Annotated in this window: 15 protein-coding genes; 5 read left to right on the top strand and 10 right to left on the bottom strand. The window is 42.9% G+C overall.

The genetic code is table 11. The annotated features are described in order from the left end of the window. Positions 1-110 precede the first annotated feature (110 nt). Positions 111-1796: a DNA mismatch repair endonuclease MutL gene (gene mutL / locus UYC_RS0117890; RefSeq protein WP_016875948.1), complete on the bottom strand. Its 1686-nt coding sequence runs from the start codon at positions 1794-1796 to the stop codon at positions 111-113. Positions 1797-2093: 297 nt separating this feature from the next. Here mutL and UYC_RS0117885 point away from each other — a divergent pair, with 297 nt between their 5' ends. Further along, positions 2094-2414, top strand: coding sequence for a rhodanese-like domain-containing protein (locus UYC_RS0117885; protein ID WP_016875949.1), 321 nt, complete (start codon positions 2094-2096; stop codon positions 2412-2414). A gap of 3 nt (positions 2415-2417) precedes the next feature. Here the strand turns inward: UYC_RS0117885 and UYC_RS38950 are convergent, their stop codons facing one another. From UYC_RS38950 to UYC_RS0117870, 3 genes are all read right to left on the bottom strand, one after another. Continuing rightward, positions 2418-2576, bottom strand: a complete 159-nt coding sequence (locus tag UYC_RS38950) for a hypothetical protein (protein ID WP_016875950.1) — start codon at positions 2574-2576, stop codon at positions 2418-2420. Between the two features lie 82 nt (positions 2577-2658). Next, complete coding sequence (locus tag UYC_RS0117875; RefSeq protein WP_016875951.1) at positions 2659-3705, bottom strand: adenosine deaminase; 1047 nt, start codon at positions 3703-3705, stop codon at positions 2659-2661. A 247-nt stretch (positions 3706-3952) separates the two neighbouring features. Further along, positions 3953-6880 carry a PAS domain S-box protein gene (locus UYC_RS0117870; RefSeq protein ID WP_016875952.1) on the bottom strand — a complete coding sequence of 976 codons (2928 nt, stop codon included), beginning with the start codon at positions 6878-6880 and terminating at the stop codon, positions 3953-3955. Positions 6881-7346: 466 nt separating this feature from the next. Between UYC_RS0117870 and UYC_RS0117865 the strand changes: the two genes are divergently transcribed. The 4 genes from UYC_RS0117865 (at position 7347) to UYC_RS0117850 (ending at position 11586) form a co-directional block, all read left to right on the top strand. After that, positions 7347-8690, top strand: a complete 1344-nt coding sequence (locus UYC_RS0117865) for an adenylosuccinate synthase (RefSeq protein WP_016875953.1) — start codon at positions 7347-7349, stop codon at positions 8688-8690. A gap of 136 nt (positions 8691-8826) precedes the next feature. Next, on the top strand, positions 8827-9423 hold the full coding sequence (locus UYC_RS0117860; RefSeq protein WP_016875954.1) for a 50S ribosomal protein L25/general stress protein Ctc: 597 nt from the start codon (positions 8827-8829) through the stop codon (positions 9421-9423). Between the two features lie 92 nt (positions 9424-9515). Beyond that, entirely contained in the window at positions 9516-11060 is a 1545-nt protein-coding gene (locus UYC_RS0117855) for a bifunctional aminoglycoside phosphotransferase/ATP-binding protein (protein ID WP_016875955.1), read from the top strand. Between the two features lie 10 nt (positions 11061-11070). Continuing rightward, complete coding sequence (locus tag UYC_RS0117850; RefSeq protein ID WP_016875956.1) at positions 11071-11586, top strand: hypothetical protein; 516 nt, start codon at positions 11071-11073, stop codon at positions 11584-11586. A 31-nt stretch (positions 11587-11617) separates the two neighbouring features. On the opposite strand, the gene UYC_RS0117845 is transcribed toward UYC_RS0117850, so the two are convergent. The 6 genes from UYC_RS0117845 to UYC_RS0117815 all read right to left on the bottom strand — a co-directional run bounded on the left by UYC_RS0117845 (position 11618) and on the right by UYC_RS0117815 (position 15996). Continuing rightward, complete coding sequence (locus UYC_RS0117845; RefSeq protein WP_016875957.1) at positions 11618-11821, bottom strand: hypothetical protein; 204 nt, start codon at positions 11819-11821, stop codon at positions 11618-11620. A gap of 148 nt (positions 11822-11969) precedes the next feature. After that, positions 11970-12158 (bottom strand): hypothetical protein, encoded by a 189-nt coding sequence (locus UYC_RS0117840; protein WP_016875958.1) that lies wholly within the window; start codon positions 12156-12158, stop codon positions 11970-11972. Between the two features lie 197 nt (positions 12159-12355). Further along, positions 12356-12823 carry a translation initiation factor IF-3 gene (infC, locus tag UYC_RS0117835; RefSeq protein ID WP_268744644.1) on the bottom strand — a complete coding sequence of 156 codons (468 nt, stop codon included), beginning with the start codon at positions 12821-12823 and terminating at the stop codon, positions 12356-12358. Between the two features lie 67 nt (positions 12824-12890). Continuing rightward, entirely contained in the window at positions 12891-14189 is a 1299-nt protein-coding gene (locus UYC_RS0117830; RefSeq protein WP_016875960.1) for a beta-ketoacyl-ACP synthase, read from the bottom strand. A gap of 251 nt (positions 14190-14440) precedes the next feature. After that, a complete protein-coding gene (locus UYC_RS0117820) occupies positions 14441-15238 on the bottom strand; it encodes a peptidylprolyl isomerase (protein ID WP_016875962.1) in 798 nt (265 codons plus the stop codon). Between the two features lie 161 nt (positions 15239-15399). Continuing rightward, on the bottom strand, positions 15400-15996 hold the full coding sequence (locus UYC_RS0117815; RefSeq protein ID WP_016875963.1) for a photosystem I assembly protein Ycf4: 597 nt from the start codon (positions 15994-15996) through the stop codon (positions 15400-15402). Positions 15997-16389: the final 393 nt, after the last annotated feature.

Genomic DNA, 16389 nt, shown 5'->3' with positions numbered 1-16389 from the left:
CAAAACCATTGGAGATTTACAAGTCTTATCTATATTCATAGTCTACAAGACTTCGTAATAATTGTCCGTATCAAATCTCGATACCGTATTAGACTTTCTAGACCTGTAGTTTAAATCCCATGACTTTTACCAATCACCCAATGACGCCGGAAAAACCGCGCTAAGGCTGACTCCTCCAGAGACAAATAAATTGGGCGTCCGTGGGGACAAGTGCGGGGATTGCGAGTACGCTGCCAGTCATTTAGTAGTGTCTGCATTTCTGGTAAGCTCAGAGGTGTACCGTTGCGGATGGCACTGCGACAGGCAACAGCTACTTGCGCTGTTTGTAAGTCACCTCCCCAACTCAGTTCTAAAATTGCGTCTGCACAGTCATCTCGCTGTTGCAACAGTGCGGGTAGGCTGCGAACTGCCCAAAGTTGTTCGCCGAAGGGTTCTATGTCTAAACCGATGCGTTGCAGTTGAGATACTTGGGCTGGCGATAATTGATACAGAATTATCGGCGGCTCGACGGGAACGATTTGCCAGTGATCGCATAATTGCTCGTACAAAACTCGCTCATGAGCAATGTGCTGTTCTACTAACCACAAACCACCTGGATGTTCGGCAACAATGTAGGTGTTATTAACTTGACCGACTGCTGTTAAGTAGTGGGAGGTTTGATTTGGTTCATCTGGCTGGGAAGGGTTGATATTGTAATTACTTTTTTCTTCGGCAGCTTTGATTAATTTCCCAACTCGACTGGTATGAACTACTTCTTTAACGGTGGCAGAATTAATGCGGAGTGCTTGTTCAATTGCCTGACTAATTTGCTGTTGCCAGTAATTCACATCGTTGAGGTAAATTTCTGTTTTCGCTGGGTTACGGTTCCAGTTAATATGTCCTGGATGTATCAATAGATGCAGGCAACAAATGGGATAGCGATCGCGCGGTAATGTTCTGTGAAATGCCCCTAAAATAGTTTGCTCTAGTTCCGATGTTTTTACCATCCGTCCGTTGACAGCGACTCGCAGCCAATCCGGGCGATGGCGTGAAGCGCGATCGGGTAATCCGATTACCAAATTCAGCTTTGAATCATTAGCTTGTGACTCTTTTTCAGGTATTTCTACCTGCAACTCTTGCAAATCGCTCGCTCGCACCTGATGAAGAATTTGCGGTATTAGTTGTCCCATCGTTGAGGCTGGGGAGATGGTAAACCACTCACGGTCATTTTGCCAAACTTGCCAAGCAATGTGGGGATGGCATAAGGCGATTTGTTGGATTGTGGTTTGCACCGCTCTCATTTGCTGTGCCGTTGAGGGTAAGCCTTGACGCCTCCCCAGGCAATTACCAAAAAGGTTGGAGACTGTGACAACCGTACCAGGAGCGATCGCTGCTGCCTCTAAATGTACTACTTCTCCTGTATAGCCATAGACTACTCGCCAACCGCAAACCCCACCTTCCACAGAAGGGGCTGGGCGACTCAAAATTTCTAAATCAGCCAAAGTTGTTAAACTGTGCAGCGCTTCACCACGAAATCCCAAACTAGTAATTTTCCATAAATCTGCACAGATACGGATTTTACTTGTGCTGTGGGCTGATGCAGCTCGCTGCAAGTCCTCTAGGTTCATTCCACAACCATTATCTGTTACCCGCACGCGCCACTGTTCTGGCCACATCGCAACTACAATCCGCGTTGCACCAGCATCTATGGAATTTTCTGCCAATTCCCGCACTACAGAAGCTAAAGAGTCAATTACCTCTCCAGCCGCGATTAAATGTACGACTTCTGTTGGTAAAGCTTGTATCGTAGATACCATACAGTCCAGTGTAGGCGAGAAAGCAACCACTGTATTATTTAAACAAATTTCATGAAGTTAATATACATAACTTCATATCTTTTACTCTGAAATTGAGATAGCCAGAAGCTCTAGTTCTCGTTACCACTAGTTCTCGTTACCAGGTTCAACCTAGTAACGAGGGTATAAAGCAATTTAAACTTTGAAAAAATATTTATTATTTTTAAAAAAAGCTCTATGAAAATCAAATTTTTGGTAGATTGCTGTTGAGGCGAAAAGCGGCAAATAACCGAGCAAAAAGTATCAAGAGGTGGCTATATGATTGATTCTATTGCCCATGACCTAAAATCGCGTTTAGAATGGGGTCAACCGGGTTTTACAATCCTGGATGTACGCGATCGCCATAGCTACAATAAAGGTCATATTACCGGAGCAGTATCATTACCTATAAAAGATTTAGCAGAACGTGCTAAATCGAGTTTTCACACTAAGCGCGACATTTTCGTTTATGGTGAGAATGATACAGAAACTGCCCAAGCTGTAAATACATTGCGAGAAGCAGGTTTTTCTCACGTAACCGAACTTAAAGGTGGGCTTGCTGCTTGGAAATCTGTTGGAGGTGCAACAGAAGAAATCTAATTATTAAGTACTGGCTTCGTATTGATGTACTGCACGTTGTGCAGTACTGTTCTTGTTAAGGTCTATAGCTGTAATCTTGCGAATCAAACTCACTTGATTGAAGGGAAATACATATTGTGCTAGCAGCCAAGCGGCTGTTTGTAGCTCAGTATGCATTTCCATCAAATACTTGAATAAAAATAATAAAAATTCACTTACTGCAACATTTTTGTATTCTGATTAAGTGTCTCATGTTTGGCGATGATTAATTTGTTTTCATCGCTAGAATTTGGGCTGATTGAGGCTTGAGTAAACCATTTAACAGAGATGCTGGACGTTGACTGTAAGGCCAAGCGAAAGCATGACGAAAAGCAGCATCCTGACAAGCCTGGAGCTGTTCAAAATTGATAATGTCGTATGTCAAGAGATTTTCGTACTCAAATGGCAGACGGACATTGTGCAATCCAGCGTTGTCAGTACAAATGGCAATATCTACTCCGGCATTGAAACAACGGTCAAAAACTAACTTTAGTTGGCGGATATCCTGTAACGTACCAGTTTTTAGGTAGGTTGTAGGACAAACTTCCAAACACTGGTTTCGTTTAGCCAAATCTGGGAGTAATTCGGGATACAACAGGGGTATTTGGATACCGTGACCAATCCGCATTAAATATGGTAGAAGTTCTGGGTAAAAGCCAGCAGTGGTTTCGTAAAGATGTCCTGTGGTATTAATTCCCAAAGATAAGGCATACTCATATAACTCGATCCATTCTTTGAGGCGATCGCGATAGTAGCTATCCCCGCCAGCAATATCTACTGCACAAACATACTGTCTGCTTTGTGCTGCGAGATCAACAATCGCCTTATTTACCTCGTAGGGTAGGCGGGAGTGCATACACAAAATTTGACTGGTAACAATTGGGTATTCTGAGATTTTGCTTGCCCTACCTACCACATCAACAATTTCCGCCATTTTGTCAATTCTCTGAGATTGACTGAGATGTTCGGGTGTTCGCAAATAAGGGGTGTAACGTAGTTCCAGATACGCTAAATTTTCAAAAATGTAAGCACCCCGAAGTAAGCGATAGATAAAGTAAGGCAAAGTTTCCACTGTTTGCACGCTTTCCACAAGGGTGTGCAACTCTAGATACTCATCTAATGTGTTGCGAGGGCGCGTGTAAAACTCTTCAAATTCGGGATAGTCAGCAAACCGAGAAATTAGTTCCGAAGAATGGCGTTCAAAATATCGCCACAGAACTCGCGGTACAACCGAACCACCCAGATGCCTGTGTAATTCTGCGTATAAAGCCATAGTAATCTTTCTAGGAATAAATGTTAATTATTATTAACAGTAACAAATAAAAAAACAACCGACACTTGGATGAATTTTTTGTGAGCTTTTCTTGAAAATAGGGGCTAGGGGCTAGAGGCTAGGGACTAGGGACTAGAAATTTTAGATTTTTCTTGTTACCAGGTTCAACCTGGTAACGAGGGTATTCTTCTCGTCCTCTTTCCCCGCGTCACCGCGTCTGGTTGTCTCCGCGTCTTCTTCCCAGTCCCTAATCACCAGTACCCAGTACCCTTTTGTTAACTGCACTAATTGCCAGTAATAATTCTTTCGCCGTACAAGGTTTTGATAAGAATGCTTTTACTCCTGTGCCTTGTGATTCGGCTATTGTTTGCTGTGACAGCAGTCCGCTAGTAGCAATAATTTTGACATCAGGATTAATTTTTTCTAACGTGCGGATGGCGATCGCTCCATCCATTGCTGGCATCATCATATCCAGCAAAACTATACTAATTTCCTGCCATTGCTGTGCATATATTGTTACTGCTTCTACACCATCGCTGGCAGTAATGACGCGGTAGTTGTATGCTTCTAAAGAAGATTTAGTAATTTCACGAATAGTAACTTCATCATCTACTACCAATATCAACTCACCATTTCCTGTAAGTTCTTCTCTCTCTTGGGCAGATTGCTGAGTTTCATTACCCTCTGATGCTGGGAAGTAAATTTGAAATTTTGTGCCTTTACCCACTTCACTATAGACATTGACAAATCCACCGTGATTTTTGACAATGCCAATTACTGTAGAAAGACCTAACCCCGTGCCTTTACTTACTTCTTTGGTAGTGAAAAATGGCTCAAAAATCCGTTCTTGGACTTCTGGCGGCATACCTATGCCAGTATCCTCGACTGTAATGACTGTATAAGTCCCCGCTTGGGCATCAATATGCATTTTGGCGTATTGTTCATCAAGTACCACATTTTCAGCAACAATTTTGAGTACTCCAACCTTAGGCATGGCATCATTAGCATTAACTACTAAATTCATTAATACCTGATGGATTTGAGTAGCATCGCCATAAACAGTCCAAAGGTCTTTTGGTAAATCTGTTTGCAATTCAATCGATTTGGGAAATGTCTCTTTGATAATCTGCTCAATTTCTCGAATGATATGCTTGAGTTGCAAAATAGTGCGATCGCCTGACAAGCCACGGGCAAAAGATAATACCTGCTTCACCAAATTCGCCCCGCGTTTGACACTATCTTCCATCAATGTTAGTAGTTGCTGATTCTGCGGTTCGGGGAATTTCATCCGCAACAGCTGTACAGACATCAAAACTGGTGCTAGTACGTTGTTGAGATCGTGGGCAATACCACCTGCTAGGGTGCCAATGCTTTCTAAGCGTTGAGCGCGTAAGAATTGGGCTTCCAGTTTTTTCTTTTCTGTAATATCAGTATTGACAATTAGGATTGATTTCGGTTCCTGCTTGTCATTTCGTACCAATGTCCAACCGCTATCGACGATGATTTCTTTGCCGTCTTTTTTTACCAGATATAACTCGCCTTGCCAGGTGCCAGATTGAGCAATAGTTTCTTGTACTTCTTGCAATTGGGGAGAAGTATTTTTAAAGACAAGTTCGCTGGCTTTTTTTGCGATCGCTTCTGCATTTGTCCAGCCAAACAAATTTTCCGCACTTTTATTCCAATACACGATGCATTCTGCCATATCTATGACAAAAATCCCATCTTGTGATTGATCTAAAAGCTGTGCTTGCTCTTGGATTTTCTCTTGGGCAGTTTTGCGCTGAGTGATATCGCTACGAATCGCTACATATTCAAAGGGTTTTCCTTGAGCATCTAAAAGAGGCACAATTGTTGTATCCACCCAGTAAAATGTGCCGTTTTTGGAATGATTTTTGATTTCACCTCTCCACACCTGTCCTTTGGTAATAGTTGCCCACATTTGATGAAAGAATTCTCGCGGGTGATAGCCAGAATTAATAATGCGGTGATTTTGCCCTAAAAGTTCTTTTTTAGAATATTGAGAAATTTCGCAGAATTTATCGTTGACGTATGTGATTTTTCCTTGAGCATCGGTGAATGCCACAATTGCAGCTTGATCTAAAGCAAACTTCATGTCTGCCAAGTCTTTGAGCGATATTTGCAGCGCTTGTTCTGCCTGTTTGCGTTTTGTAATGTCTTCGACAACAGAAATAAAATATTTAGGCTCTCCACTCGATTCGCGTACAAGGGATACAGTCAAATTTACCCAAATGCGATCACCATCTTTTTTGATGTAACGCTTCTCCATCGAGTATGTCTGAATTTTATTCGCTAAAATTTGCCGGACATACTCTAAATCAGCATTGAGATCCTCTGGATGAGTAATATCTTGAAATGTTAGGTTGAGTAACTCCTCACGAGTGTAACCAACAATCTCGCAAATCTTTTCATTTACTAGTAACCATTTACCATTGGGGGCGATATGAGCAATACCGACAGCAACCTGATTAAATGTAGCGCGAAATTGTTGTTCGCTATTTTTTAGCGCCTGCTGTGACTTTTGATTTTGGCTGATGTAACGTCTGATAAATATGTAAAGCGCAACGATGAGCGCAAAATTCAAAATGGCAGCCAGAGTGAAAGTAGCAATTGTCTGTTGAGAACTTGCTTGCGACAGTTGACTTCGTTTTTCTAATAGTGAGTTTTCCGCCTGCTGCATTTCCTTAATTATCTGGCGGATTTCATCCATTACCCTTTTTCCCCTACCAGACATGACTAACTCTTGTGCAGGTGTGAATCCTTGTTGTTGACGCAAAGAAAGTCCTTGTTGGAGTAGCTCTAATCTCTTGATTATTTTCTGCTCAAGTAAAGAAATTCGCTCTTGTTGGTTGGGGTTATCTGCGGTTAATTCTCTCAGTTTCTTGAGATTTTCATTTATTTCCCCATCTGTGTCAAAATAAGATTCTAAATAACTTGTATCTCCTGTAATTAAATAGCCACGCTGCCCATTTTCAGCATCTTCTAATGTCGAGAGTGTACTCTCAAGTTGAGTTAGCACTTTGTGAGTATGTTGTACCCATCGCTCATTATCAATCAGCTGTAAAGTGTTCCAATAGGAGACTATGGCATTTCCAACTACAACTGCCAATGCAGTTGCAAATCCTACTGCCAGCTTTTGTGTAATTGATAGCTTCATTGGGTGATAATTCCGGTAAAGATACCTGTGTAATCTTTAGCTTTCAGATTTAAATTTTGATATCACCTAAAATTTTGATTGAATAATGAATACGTTTTTAAGGCTTTTGAAAATAGATGAGCATCTAACTACTGCATTTAGCTCAAACTATATAAAGGTTTTTGTCGCCGATAATAACCCATAAAATCTAGATGAAATTAATATTACACTGAACTTTAAATTTCCTAAATGCTTATCGCCAGAAACTAGATAAGATAAGCTTTTTCTTCTGCCCTTTGTCCTCTGCCCTACCGAACTTCTGATCGGCGGAAGCCGCCGCTCAGAGTTCTCTCTGCCTCCTGCCTTCTACATATAGTCGTAAAAACAACCAGCTATAGAGCGATCGCTAATTCACAACCTTGACAAAAATAACCAAATATGCGCATAATGGTTGTTTGTGGAAACTGTAGCTCTCTAGAATAAACACTTGGCTAACGTCATTGTCATAGGTGCCCAGTGGGGCGACGAAGGGAAAGGAAAAATAACCGACTTGCTCAGCCGCTCCGCAGATGTTGTAGTGCGTTACCAAGGGGGTGTCAACGCTGGACACACAATTGTCGTTAAGGGTCAGACCTTTAAACTGCACTTGATTCCCTCTGGTATCTTGTACCCGAACACGGAGTGCATTATCGGTTGTGGGACAGTAATCGATCCACAGGTTTTAATCGCAGAACTCGATCAGCTCAAACAACTAGGAATTTCCACTGATAATCTGTTTATTTCTGAAACAGCCCATGTGACGATGCCCTATCATCGATTGATTGACCAGGCATCGGAGGAACGCCGGGGTAGCCATAAAATTGGCACAACCGGTCGGGGAATTGGCCCTACCTATGCTGATAAATCAGAGCGGACGGGTATCAGGATGTTAGATTTAATGGACGCTGAAGGGCTGCGTAACCAGTTAGAGTGGACGATCAATTATAAAAACGTCATTCTAGAAAAACTTTACAATCTACCACTTTTAGATCCGCAAAAGGTAATAGACGAGTATCTAGGGTATGCAGAACGGCTGCGTCCCCACGTCGTTGATACCTCTTTAAAAATATACGATGCAATTCAACGACGGCGCAATATCTTGTTTGAAGGAGCGCAAGGAACTCTGCTCGATTTAGATCACGGTACTTATCCCTATGTCACCTCATCTAACCCGGTGGCGGGAGGAGCTTGTGTCGGTACAGGGCTGGGGCCGACAATGATTGACCGTGTAATTGGAGTAGCTAAAGCTTACACTACACGTGTAGGCGAGGGGCCTTTCCCCACCGAATTGGACGGGGAAGTGGGAGAATTATTGTGTGCGCGCGGTGCCGAATTTGGAACAACAACCGGGCGCAAACGCCGATGTGGCTGGTTTGACGCCGTTATCGGTCGTTATGCTGTGCGGATCAACGGCATGGATTGTCTGGCAATTACCAAACTAGATGTCCTCGATGAACTGGAGGAAATCAAAGTTTGTGTGGCTTATGAGATTGATGGGGAACGTTGCGAACATTTTCCCAGCAGCGCTCGTAAGTTTGCCCGTTGTCGTCCCATCTATAAGTCTATGCCGGGATGGCAGCAATCCACAGCCAACTGCCGTACTTTAGAAGACTTACCACGGCAAGCGCTGGACTATCTGAAGTTTTTGGCAGAATTAATGGAAGTTCCGATCGCGATCGTTTCTTTAGGAGCAAGCCGCGATCAAACTATCATTGTTGAAGACCCCATTCACGGCCCTAAACGCGCTTTGTTGCACGCTGACGGTACGCCTGCTTCGTTGCTGAGTGCGTAGGGGATACGTTATTATTTTCATCCCAGCTTGGGACTTGGGGAGGACACTGGCAATTACGGTTTCTGTAGCAGCCAAGTGTCCTTTGTGTGTGAGTGTTCTCACAAATTTTAATTTTTGAATCTTGAAGTGTTGAAGTATGGAACTTAGTGTTGAATGTCAAAAGCGTCCAGAAGGTAGCAAGCCAAAGGCTCTGCGTCGTTCTGGGCAAATACCTGGTAATTTATACGGTCATAAAGGTACAGAGTCAATTGCCTTGAGCATTGACGCTAAGGTTGTAGAGCGCTTGCTAAAAAAAGCTTCAGTCAACAACACTTTGATTGATTTAAAAGTGACTGATGCACCTTGGCAGGGCAAAACTTTGCTGCGGGAAGTACAAACCCATCCAGCCAAGGGTACACCTTACCATCTCAGCTTTTTTGCTGTAGCAGGACATGGCCCCACCGATGTCGAAATACCTTTACATTTTGTGGGAGATGCGATCGGTGTCAAACAAAATGGTGGGATTTTAGATCCTGTGATTACACAATTGCAGGTACGTTGCGATCCGCAGAATATTCCTGATTACATTGAAGTAGATGTTTCTCAAATGGATATTGGTGACAACCTACATATCAGTGAAATAGCACTGCCGTCTGGTGTAACAGCGTTGGATGAAGGAACGCGAATGGTTGTCAGTGTTTTACCTCCACAAAAAAGCACCGATACGGGAACAGAATCAGAAGCTACTGCTTAAAATCTGTGATAAATTGCTGAAGAGACCAGGGGTAAAGCCCTGGTTTTTTATTGATTTAACCACAAAGAGCACAAAGGACACAAAGAGAAGAAATGACAGAAGCTGCTATTCCGCCTTTAATTGAGCAAATGTTGCAGCCTGGATTTTATCCTCATCCAGTGCAGGAACCGATTCAATTGATACAGACGCATATTTCTTATGTGTTGTTGACTGGGGATTTTGCTTATAAGGTGAAGAAGCCTGTCAATTTTGGCTTTTTGGATTTCTCTACGTTGGAAAAGCGGCATCATTTTGCTGAGGAAGAGTTGCGCTTGAATCAACGAGGAGCGGGGGAACTGTATTTGGAAGTATTGCCTGTGACTTTGGTAGAAGGGCAATACCAGCTGGGAGGAAAGACAGAGGCGGTAGAATACGTGCTGAAGATGCGCCAGTTCCCTCAAGAAGCGCTATTGAGCGAAATGTTTGAGCAAGGCAAGTTACAAGAGTCTCACTTAGAAGAATTGGGGCGGGTAGTGGCACAATTCCACGCTCAGACTGCCACCAACGATTACATTCGTTCTTTTGGTGAAGTGTCGCAAATTCGAGCGGCGTTTGATGAGAATTATCAACAAACTGAAAAATATATTAATGGGCCGCAAACGCAGGTACAGTTTGAAGAAACTAAGCAGTATACAGATAAGTTTTTTATAGAGCGTAGAGAGCTATTTGAAAGCCGGATGTCTGGTGATTTTATTCGAGAATGTCACGGCGATTTGCATCTGAGAAATATTGCTTTGTGGCAAGACAAAATTTTGTTGTTCGACTGCATTGAGTTTAATGAGCCGTTTCGCTTTGTCGATGTCATGTATGATGTGGCGTTTACGGTGATGGATTTGGAAGCGCGACAGCGTCAAGATTTGGGTAATGCATTTTTGAATACGTATGTCGAGCAAACTGGAGACTGGGAAGGTTTACAGTTGCTGCCTTTGTATTTAAGCCGTCAAGCCTATGTTCGAGCTAAGGTAACTTCGTTTTTGTTAGACGATCCTGGTGTGCCAGCCCCAGTTAAGCAAGAGGCGGCAAATACTGCGGCTGGTTACTACAAACAAGCCTGGAATTATACTAAACCCCGTCAAGGACAATTAATTTTAATGTCTGGGTTGTCTGGTTCTGGCAAAAGTACAACGGCACGGTATTTAGCTCGACAGTTGGGAGCAATTCATCTTCGTTCTGATGCTGTTAGGAAGCATTTGGCTGGTATTCCCTTGATGCAACGTGGTGGAGATGATTTGTATACTCCCGAAATGACTCAGAAAACCTACGCCCAACTACTGGAAGTGGGGATAATGCTGGCATCCCAAGGTTTTAGTGTAATTTTGGATGCTAAGTATGACCGTTCTGCATTGCGGCAAGAAGCGATCGCTCAAGCCACAGAAAAGCACATTCCTTTACAAATTCTCTATTGTCAAGCACCGTTAGAAGTAATAAGAGAGCGACTGCAACACCGCCGTGGCGATATTGCTGATGCTACTGCCGATTTACTGGCATCTCAACAAGATGCGGCAGAACCTTTTACTGAAAAAGAAAAATCATTAGTTAAAATTTTGGACACTACTCAACCACAACAGGCACAATTAAAGCAAATCTTTAGCTACTAGTCTTAACCTCATGGCACCAGAAAAGAACAACAGCAATTTCCTATCCATCTCGCCCAATTTTTTTAATCAACTACTGTTTGGGTTGTTTTTAACACTAGTATTACTGGCGCTAGGATACCCGCTATCTCAAAGCCTTTTCTTTGGTGTTTTAGGTGGTTTGTCTATAGGCTGGATGGCTACAGCTAGCCAAGGTAGTCCTAAGGCTGGTTCTGTAGCCTCTACTGAGGGTATTGATGCTGGTTTAAAATACTGGTTATTTTTCTTGCTTGGCTTTGTGCTGTTGGGGTATCAAGCACCCGTAAGTATCTTACTGGGTTCCTTAGCTGGTATAGGCGGAGGTTGGACGATTGCTTGGTGGAAAAGCAAGGAAGAATATAGAACTCAACTCCCTGAAGAATTTACAGAAAACGCCGAAGCAGAACAGCCTGCTTTGACAACAAATACCAGGCGGCGGACAAGAAAACCTGCTCGCCGTTACCGTCGCTCTTTTGGAAGTTTCAATTTTCCCAAGTTTTGGCAAAGGTAGTAGGTAGAAGATAGAGGGTATTAGGCGATCGCTACCAATCTTGCGAATATCCCAGTATGGAGCGATCATCATCTGGAATTCGCACTGGTACACCTAAGTATTTGCGAGCTTCTTGCTCTGCTAAATTTTGGTCTTTTTTGTTATTAAACTGCCCTTCTTCTAGGAGATACTTGCTGCGTGCTGCCTTGTCGCGCGAAGGGACAGAGCCATGCTTCCATTTGTACTTAAAGCCCATGAGTAAGCAATGCCTCAAATTTTATTCAGGTTTAATTTAATCGATTACTAAGATAACCATTACTAGTGCAGGGTAAGGTTCTTAGAACTGGCATTTATAATATCGATTTGCACTTAAAATGATTGACAAAGTTTGAGGAGACAAATCCTCAATCTTTGATAATCAGAATTTTCTGCTCCAAATAATGCTGAAGCAAACGATCACTTTTGATAACTGTTCTTATTTCAGTTAGCTGTTCGCTGCTAATTTCAGTTACCCCAGGAACAAAACATATTCCCAAAATAAATATCTCAGGTGGGAGATATTTCCCTGTTTGTTTGTAATTTACTGTTGCCACAAGCTCACCATTTTTTCTAAAACAAACGCGTAGTGCAAATATTCTATTGGGCTGTTGTTGTGAACAAGTAGGTTATGGTAGGTTATTTCACTAATGCCCCATAGAAACATACGGATTAAATATTTGAGTGGTATACTCAAATCGCTCATTTAGCTTAATCCGTTTGTTGGGAAATCCTGAAGAGATTTCTAGTTAATTTAGGCAGGAATAACTTGAACAATCAGTGAGCGTTTATCAAGCGACAGTACTTTACCCACTGGACTTAAATTAGTTGCAATGCGGTCTAGCAGTTCTCCAGCATGACTGCGATTTTGGTGTTCTCGACCTCGCAAACGAATGACAAACTTTACTGAATTTCCTTTACTCAACCACTCAATGGCTTGATTGATGCGTAAGTTGTAATCAGCCACACCCACATTTGGACGCAGCCGAACTTCCTTGAGTGTTGGTCTAGCACTCTGCTTCTGACGTTTTTTCTTTTGATATTGAAACTTGCCATAGTTGAGAATCTTTGCCACTGGGGCATCTTTGCCTTCGGAGACTACAACTAAGTCAAGCTCTGCCTTCTGGGCTAACTCTAGAGCCTCGTGGGTGTCAGTAAGACCACGATTGTTATTCTCATGATCGATCAAGAAGACTTGAGGTGACTTGATTTGTGAGTTAATTAATTGCTTTTGGATGACGATGATGATTTCCTTTTAACTTGTTCAACACTTTGTTTTACAAGTAATACTAAGGTAACACAATGCCATTCATTAATTCTTTTGTAGATAAACCCAACGCGATCGCCCCGTTTTGTCCCCCAAATCCGAAACTTAAACACAATACTTGTCGAATTTCAGCTTCACGCGCCTCTCTCACCAGATCCAAATCGAATTCTGGTTCCCTCAGCCCTACAGTAGGTGGTAAAATTTGCTGCTGCAATGCCATTAAAGAAAAAGCTACACCCAAAGCTCCTGACGCACCTAATGTATGTCCTGTTGCTCCTTTGGTAGAACTTACTGCCACACCCTGAGGAAATAACCGTTGTATAACTAAACTTTCTATTCGGTCATTCATCTGCGTAGCCGTGCCATGAGCGTGAATGTAATCAATATTGTTAACTGTCAGGTTACTGCGTTCTAAAGATTGCTTAATTGCGGCGATCGCACTTTTTCCTGTTGGTTCTGGTGCATTTGGATGAAATGCATCTGCTGTTAAACCAAAGCCGAGGATTTGAGCGTACACTTTTGCTTGGCGTCGCCTTGCCAATTCTGCCGACTCCAGAACAAATAAAGCTCCCCCTTCTCCTAAAACTAAACCTTCACGGTGCACATCAAAGGGATAAGCCCCTGTGCTTGCCAAAGCACCCATCTGCTCAAAGCCAGTAATAGTAAGGGGTGTAATAGCGGCTTCCACTGCACCAACTAGAACTCGCGCTACTTGCCCAGTTTTAATTAATTCGACAGCTTGAGCGATCGCCCAAATACCAGTAGCACAAGCTGCCATCGGTGCCAGCACAATTCCAGTAGCACCAATTTGTCGTGCCGCAGCGATCGCATTCATGTGCGGTAGGGTATCTAACCAATTTTCAAAAGACACCGGGAAGGAGGAGGACAGGGGGACAAGGGGAGGACACTTGCGTGCGGAGGTTCCCTCCGTTGAGCAAAGTGTCCGTCGACAAGGGGACAAGGGGAATATTTTTGATAGATTCTCCCTCTCTCCCCCTCTCCCCCCCTCTTCATACATCTGCCGTGCCATCTTTTCCCACGCCGCTTGATGGCTGCGACTAGATCCAATGACAACAGCACAATCCGGTAAAGGAGGAACTAAACCAGCATCTTTTAAAGCAGAAGTAACAAGCCAAGAAGTTAATTTTTTTACTTGCGCTGGTTGCTTGCCAATCAACCCAAGAGGACGCAAGTTTAGCTCTGGAAATGGCTGATGGATTTGAATACCAGTTTTTCCTGCTATTAATTTTTGCCAGTTATCTTCTGGGCTTTTACCTAAAGCAGAAATTAAACTAATACCAGTAACAACAACCTCTACCAATTCTGAATTTTAGGAATGGGGAATGGGCAAAGAAAGAGGACACGGGGACGGGGAGACGGGGAGACACGGAGAAAGAGGATGGGGGGACAAGGGGACAAGGGGACAAGGAGAGATGGGGAGACTGGGGAAGTTGGGGAAGCTGGGGGAGTAAACGTGAATAACGATTCTCCCCTTTCTCCCCCTGCTCTCTTCTTCCCTCCCCTCTGCTCCTGAAGCTCCTCTGCTCCCACTCTCCCACTCTCCCCTCCTAATTACTGTCCGCCGTTTTTAAGATTTTCTCCACCTTGGGTAACTTTCGCAGATTCAATGCGATCGCCTTGTTTAATCTGACTTACTACTTCCATACCATTAGTAACCTTGCCAAATACAGCATAGTTACCATCTAAGAAAGATAAGTCTGCCAAAGCAAAGTAAAACTGAGAAGAAGCAGAATTTGGCACCTGCGATCGCGCCATGGCGATCGCACCGAGTTTATGAGGTAACTCAGGTGCTTCGGTAATTGTTTTACCGTAAATCGGCTCCTTTGCCCCTTTTGGTTTTATTTCTAAGGGTATATAGCGCGGACTACCTGTTTTCGGATCGACAAAATTACCTGTTCCCAATCGTTGTGCAGGAACTTTGGGATCTTTGCTTTGAGGATCTCCACCTTGAGCTACAAAAGGATCTTGCGGCGGGTTACTCTGAGGGCCTATGACTCGATGAAAGGCGACTCCATCGTATACACCACGTTTAACTAAATCTACAAAGTTGCCAGCTGTGATGGGGGCATTGGTGCCGTCTACTTCGATTGTGATCGGCGAGCCATTAACTATCATCTCCACAGTGGCTTTGCCTTCAAGTCTTGGTAAATTGTTCATTCCAGGAACAGCCTCTTTTGTAACTTCAGATACAGATGTGGTTGTCTCTGTTGTTGTTTTTGTGCTTGCTTCTGTAGCTGTAGAATCAGGAGGAGAAGCATTAGAAGCTACTTGCTGTGTAGAACATCCGCCTACTATCAAGCTACCAACAATCACAAGCACAACTAAAAATTCAGAAATTTTTAACCGCATCGCCAGTTATAGACTCAACCAGAGTATCTTAGCTTCTGTAAGTGTAACTGACACTGTTAAAGATATTGTTTTCGGTCACCAGTAGCTGATTTTTTCGTTATTTCTTTGACTTTTACTGCTAGTTGCCAAACTCTGGTGTTTGATCCCAAATCTTAAATTACCTACAAACCTTCTAAAGGCACTCCTAAAAATTTTGCTAATTCTGCGCCTTGCGTCTCTAACGCTGTTAGTGACATGGGTTGTCCGACTCTAGTTAGGGGAATGTCACGCCGTCCCTTAACACGCAAGTACAAGGCGCGAACAGGATTCAAACCCTCTTTGATTTGCGCTCGTACAGATTGTACATCTTGAGTGTTACAGTCAATTTCGATGCGGCGGTTTTTACCAGGAAATCCCCAACGAAAAATTTTGATTTTGCCAGTTTCCCGATTAAATTCGTTGTATCCGCCACCCACGTCCAATAGAATTACTATCCATAGGTATGAAGCTAAAAGCAAGCCTGCCGCACCATACAACCCCATCACTAAACCTTGGGGGAAAAATACTAGTTGAGTTGGATCAGTAACTATGAGTAAATTTACTCTTAGGTAACTAGATATCCCAGCCAATAAGAAGCCTGTAGCTCCCAAGGTGACGATAGTTGCCCACCAGTAGTTACTAAACCGACGTGAACCGATAACTTTTTGATGCAAAACTTGCGAAGCCAAGCCATTATCATTAGGCGGCTCGCCTTTGTTAATGGTTGTTGATGTCGTCATGGGACTACCTTGGTGTTTGACAATTACCCTTTAAAAGTCTGCCACTGGAGCAGGCTCTATTGCAAGTTTATTTTAAGATTTCTGAGAAAAGTTGTGTCAGATTGTAAAATTTCTGATATTGATAATATTTAATAGGTTTGTTTTTAATACCCGATTTACTGATGTAAACCAGGCGTAAAGCAGAACCAATGTGATAAGTTAAAAAGTATTAAGTAATCACAAGCTGGATTACAGCTAGTGGTAATTGTTTTGGCACAAGCTAGAAGGAAGCCGGCTTAAGTTTAAGCGGTGACTTCTCATAAAATCGGCAGCATCAAAGCAGCCAGATGTGTCAAAAAAACGTTAAATTCCTCAAAACGTTGCAATTTTAGTAAAAAAGAGGATTTTAGTCCG

This window comes from Chlorogloeopsis fritschii PCC 6912, from assembly GCF_000317285.1.
Lineage (GTDB): Bacteria > Cyanobacteriota > Cyanobacteriia > Cyanobacteriales > Nostocaceae > Chlorogloeopsis > Chlorogloeopsis fritschii.
This window is presented reverse-complemented; position numbering and strand designations above follow the sequence as displayed.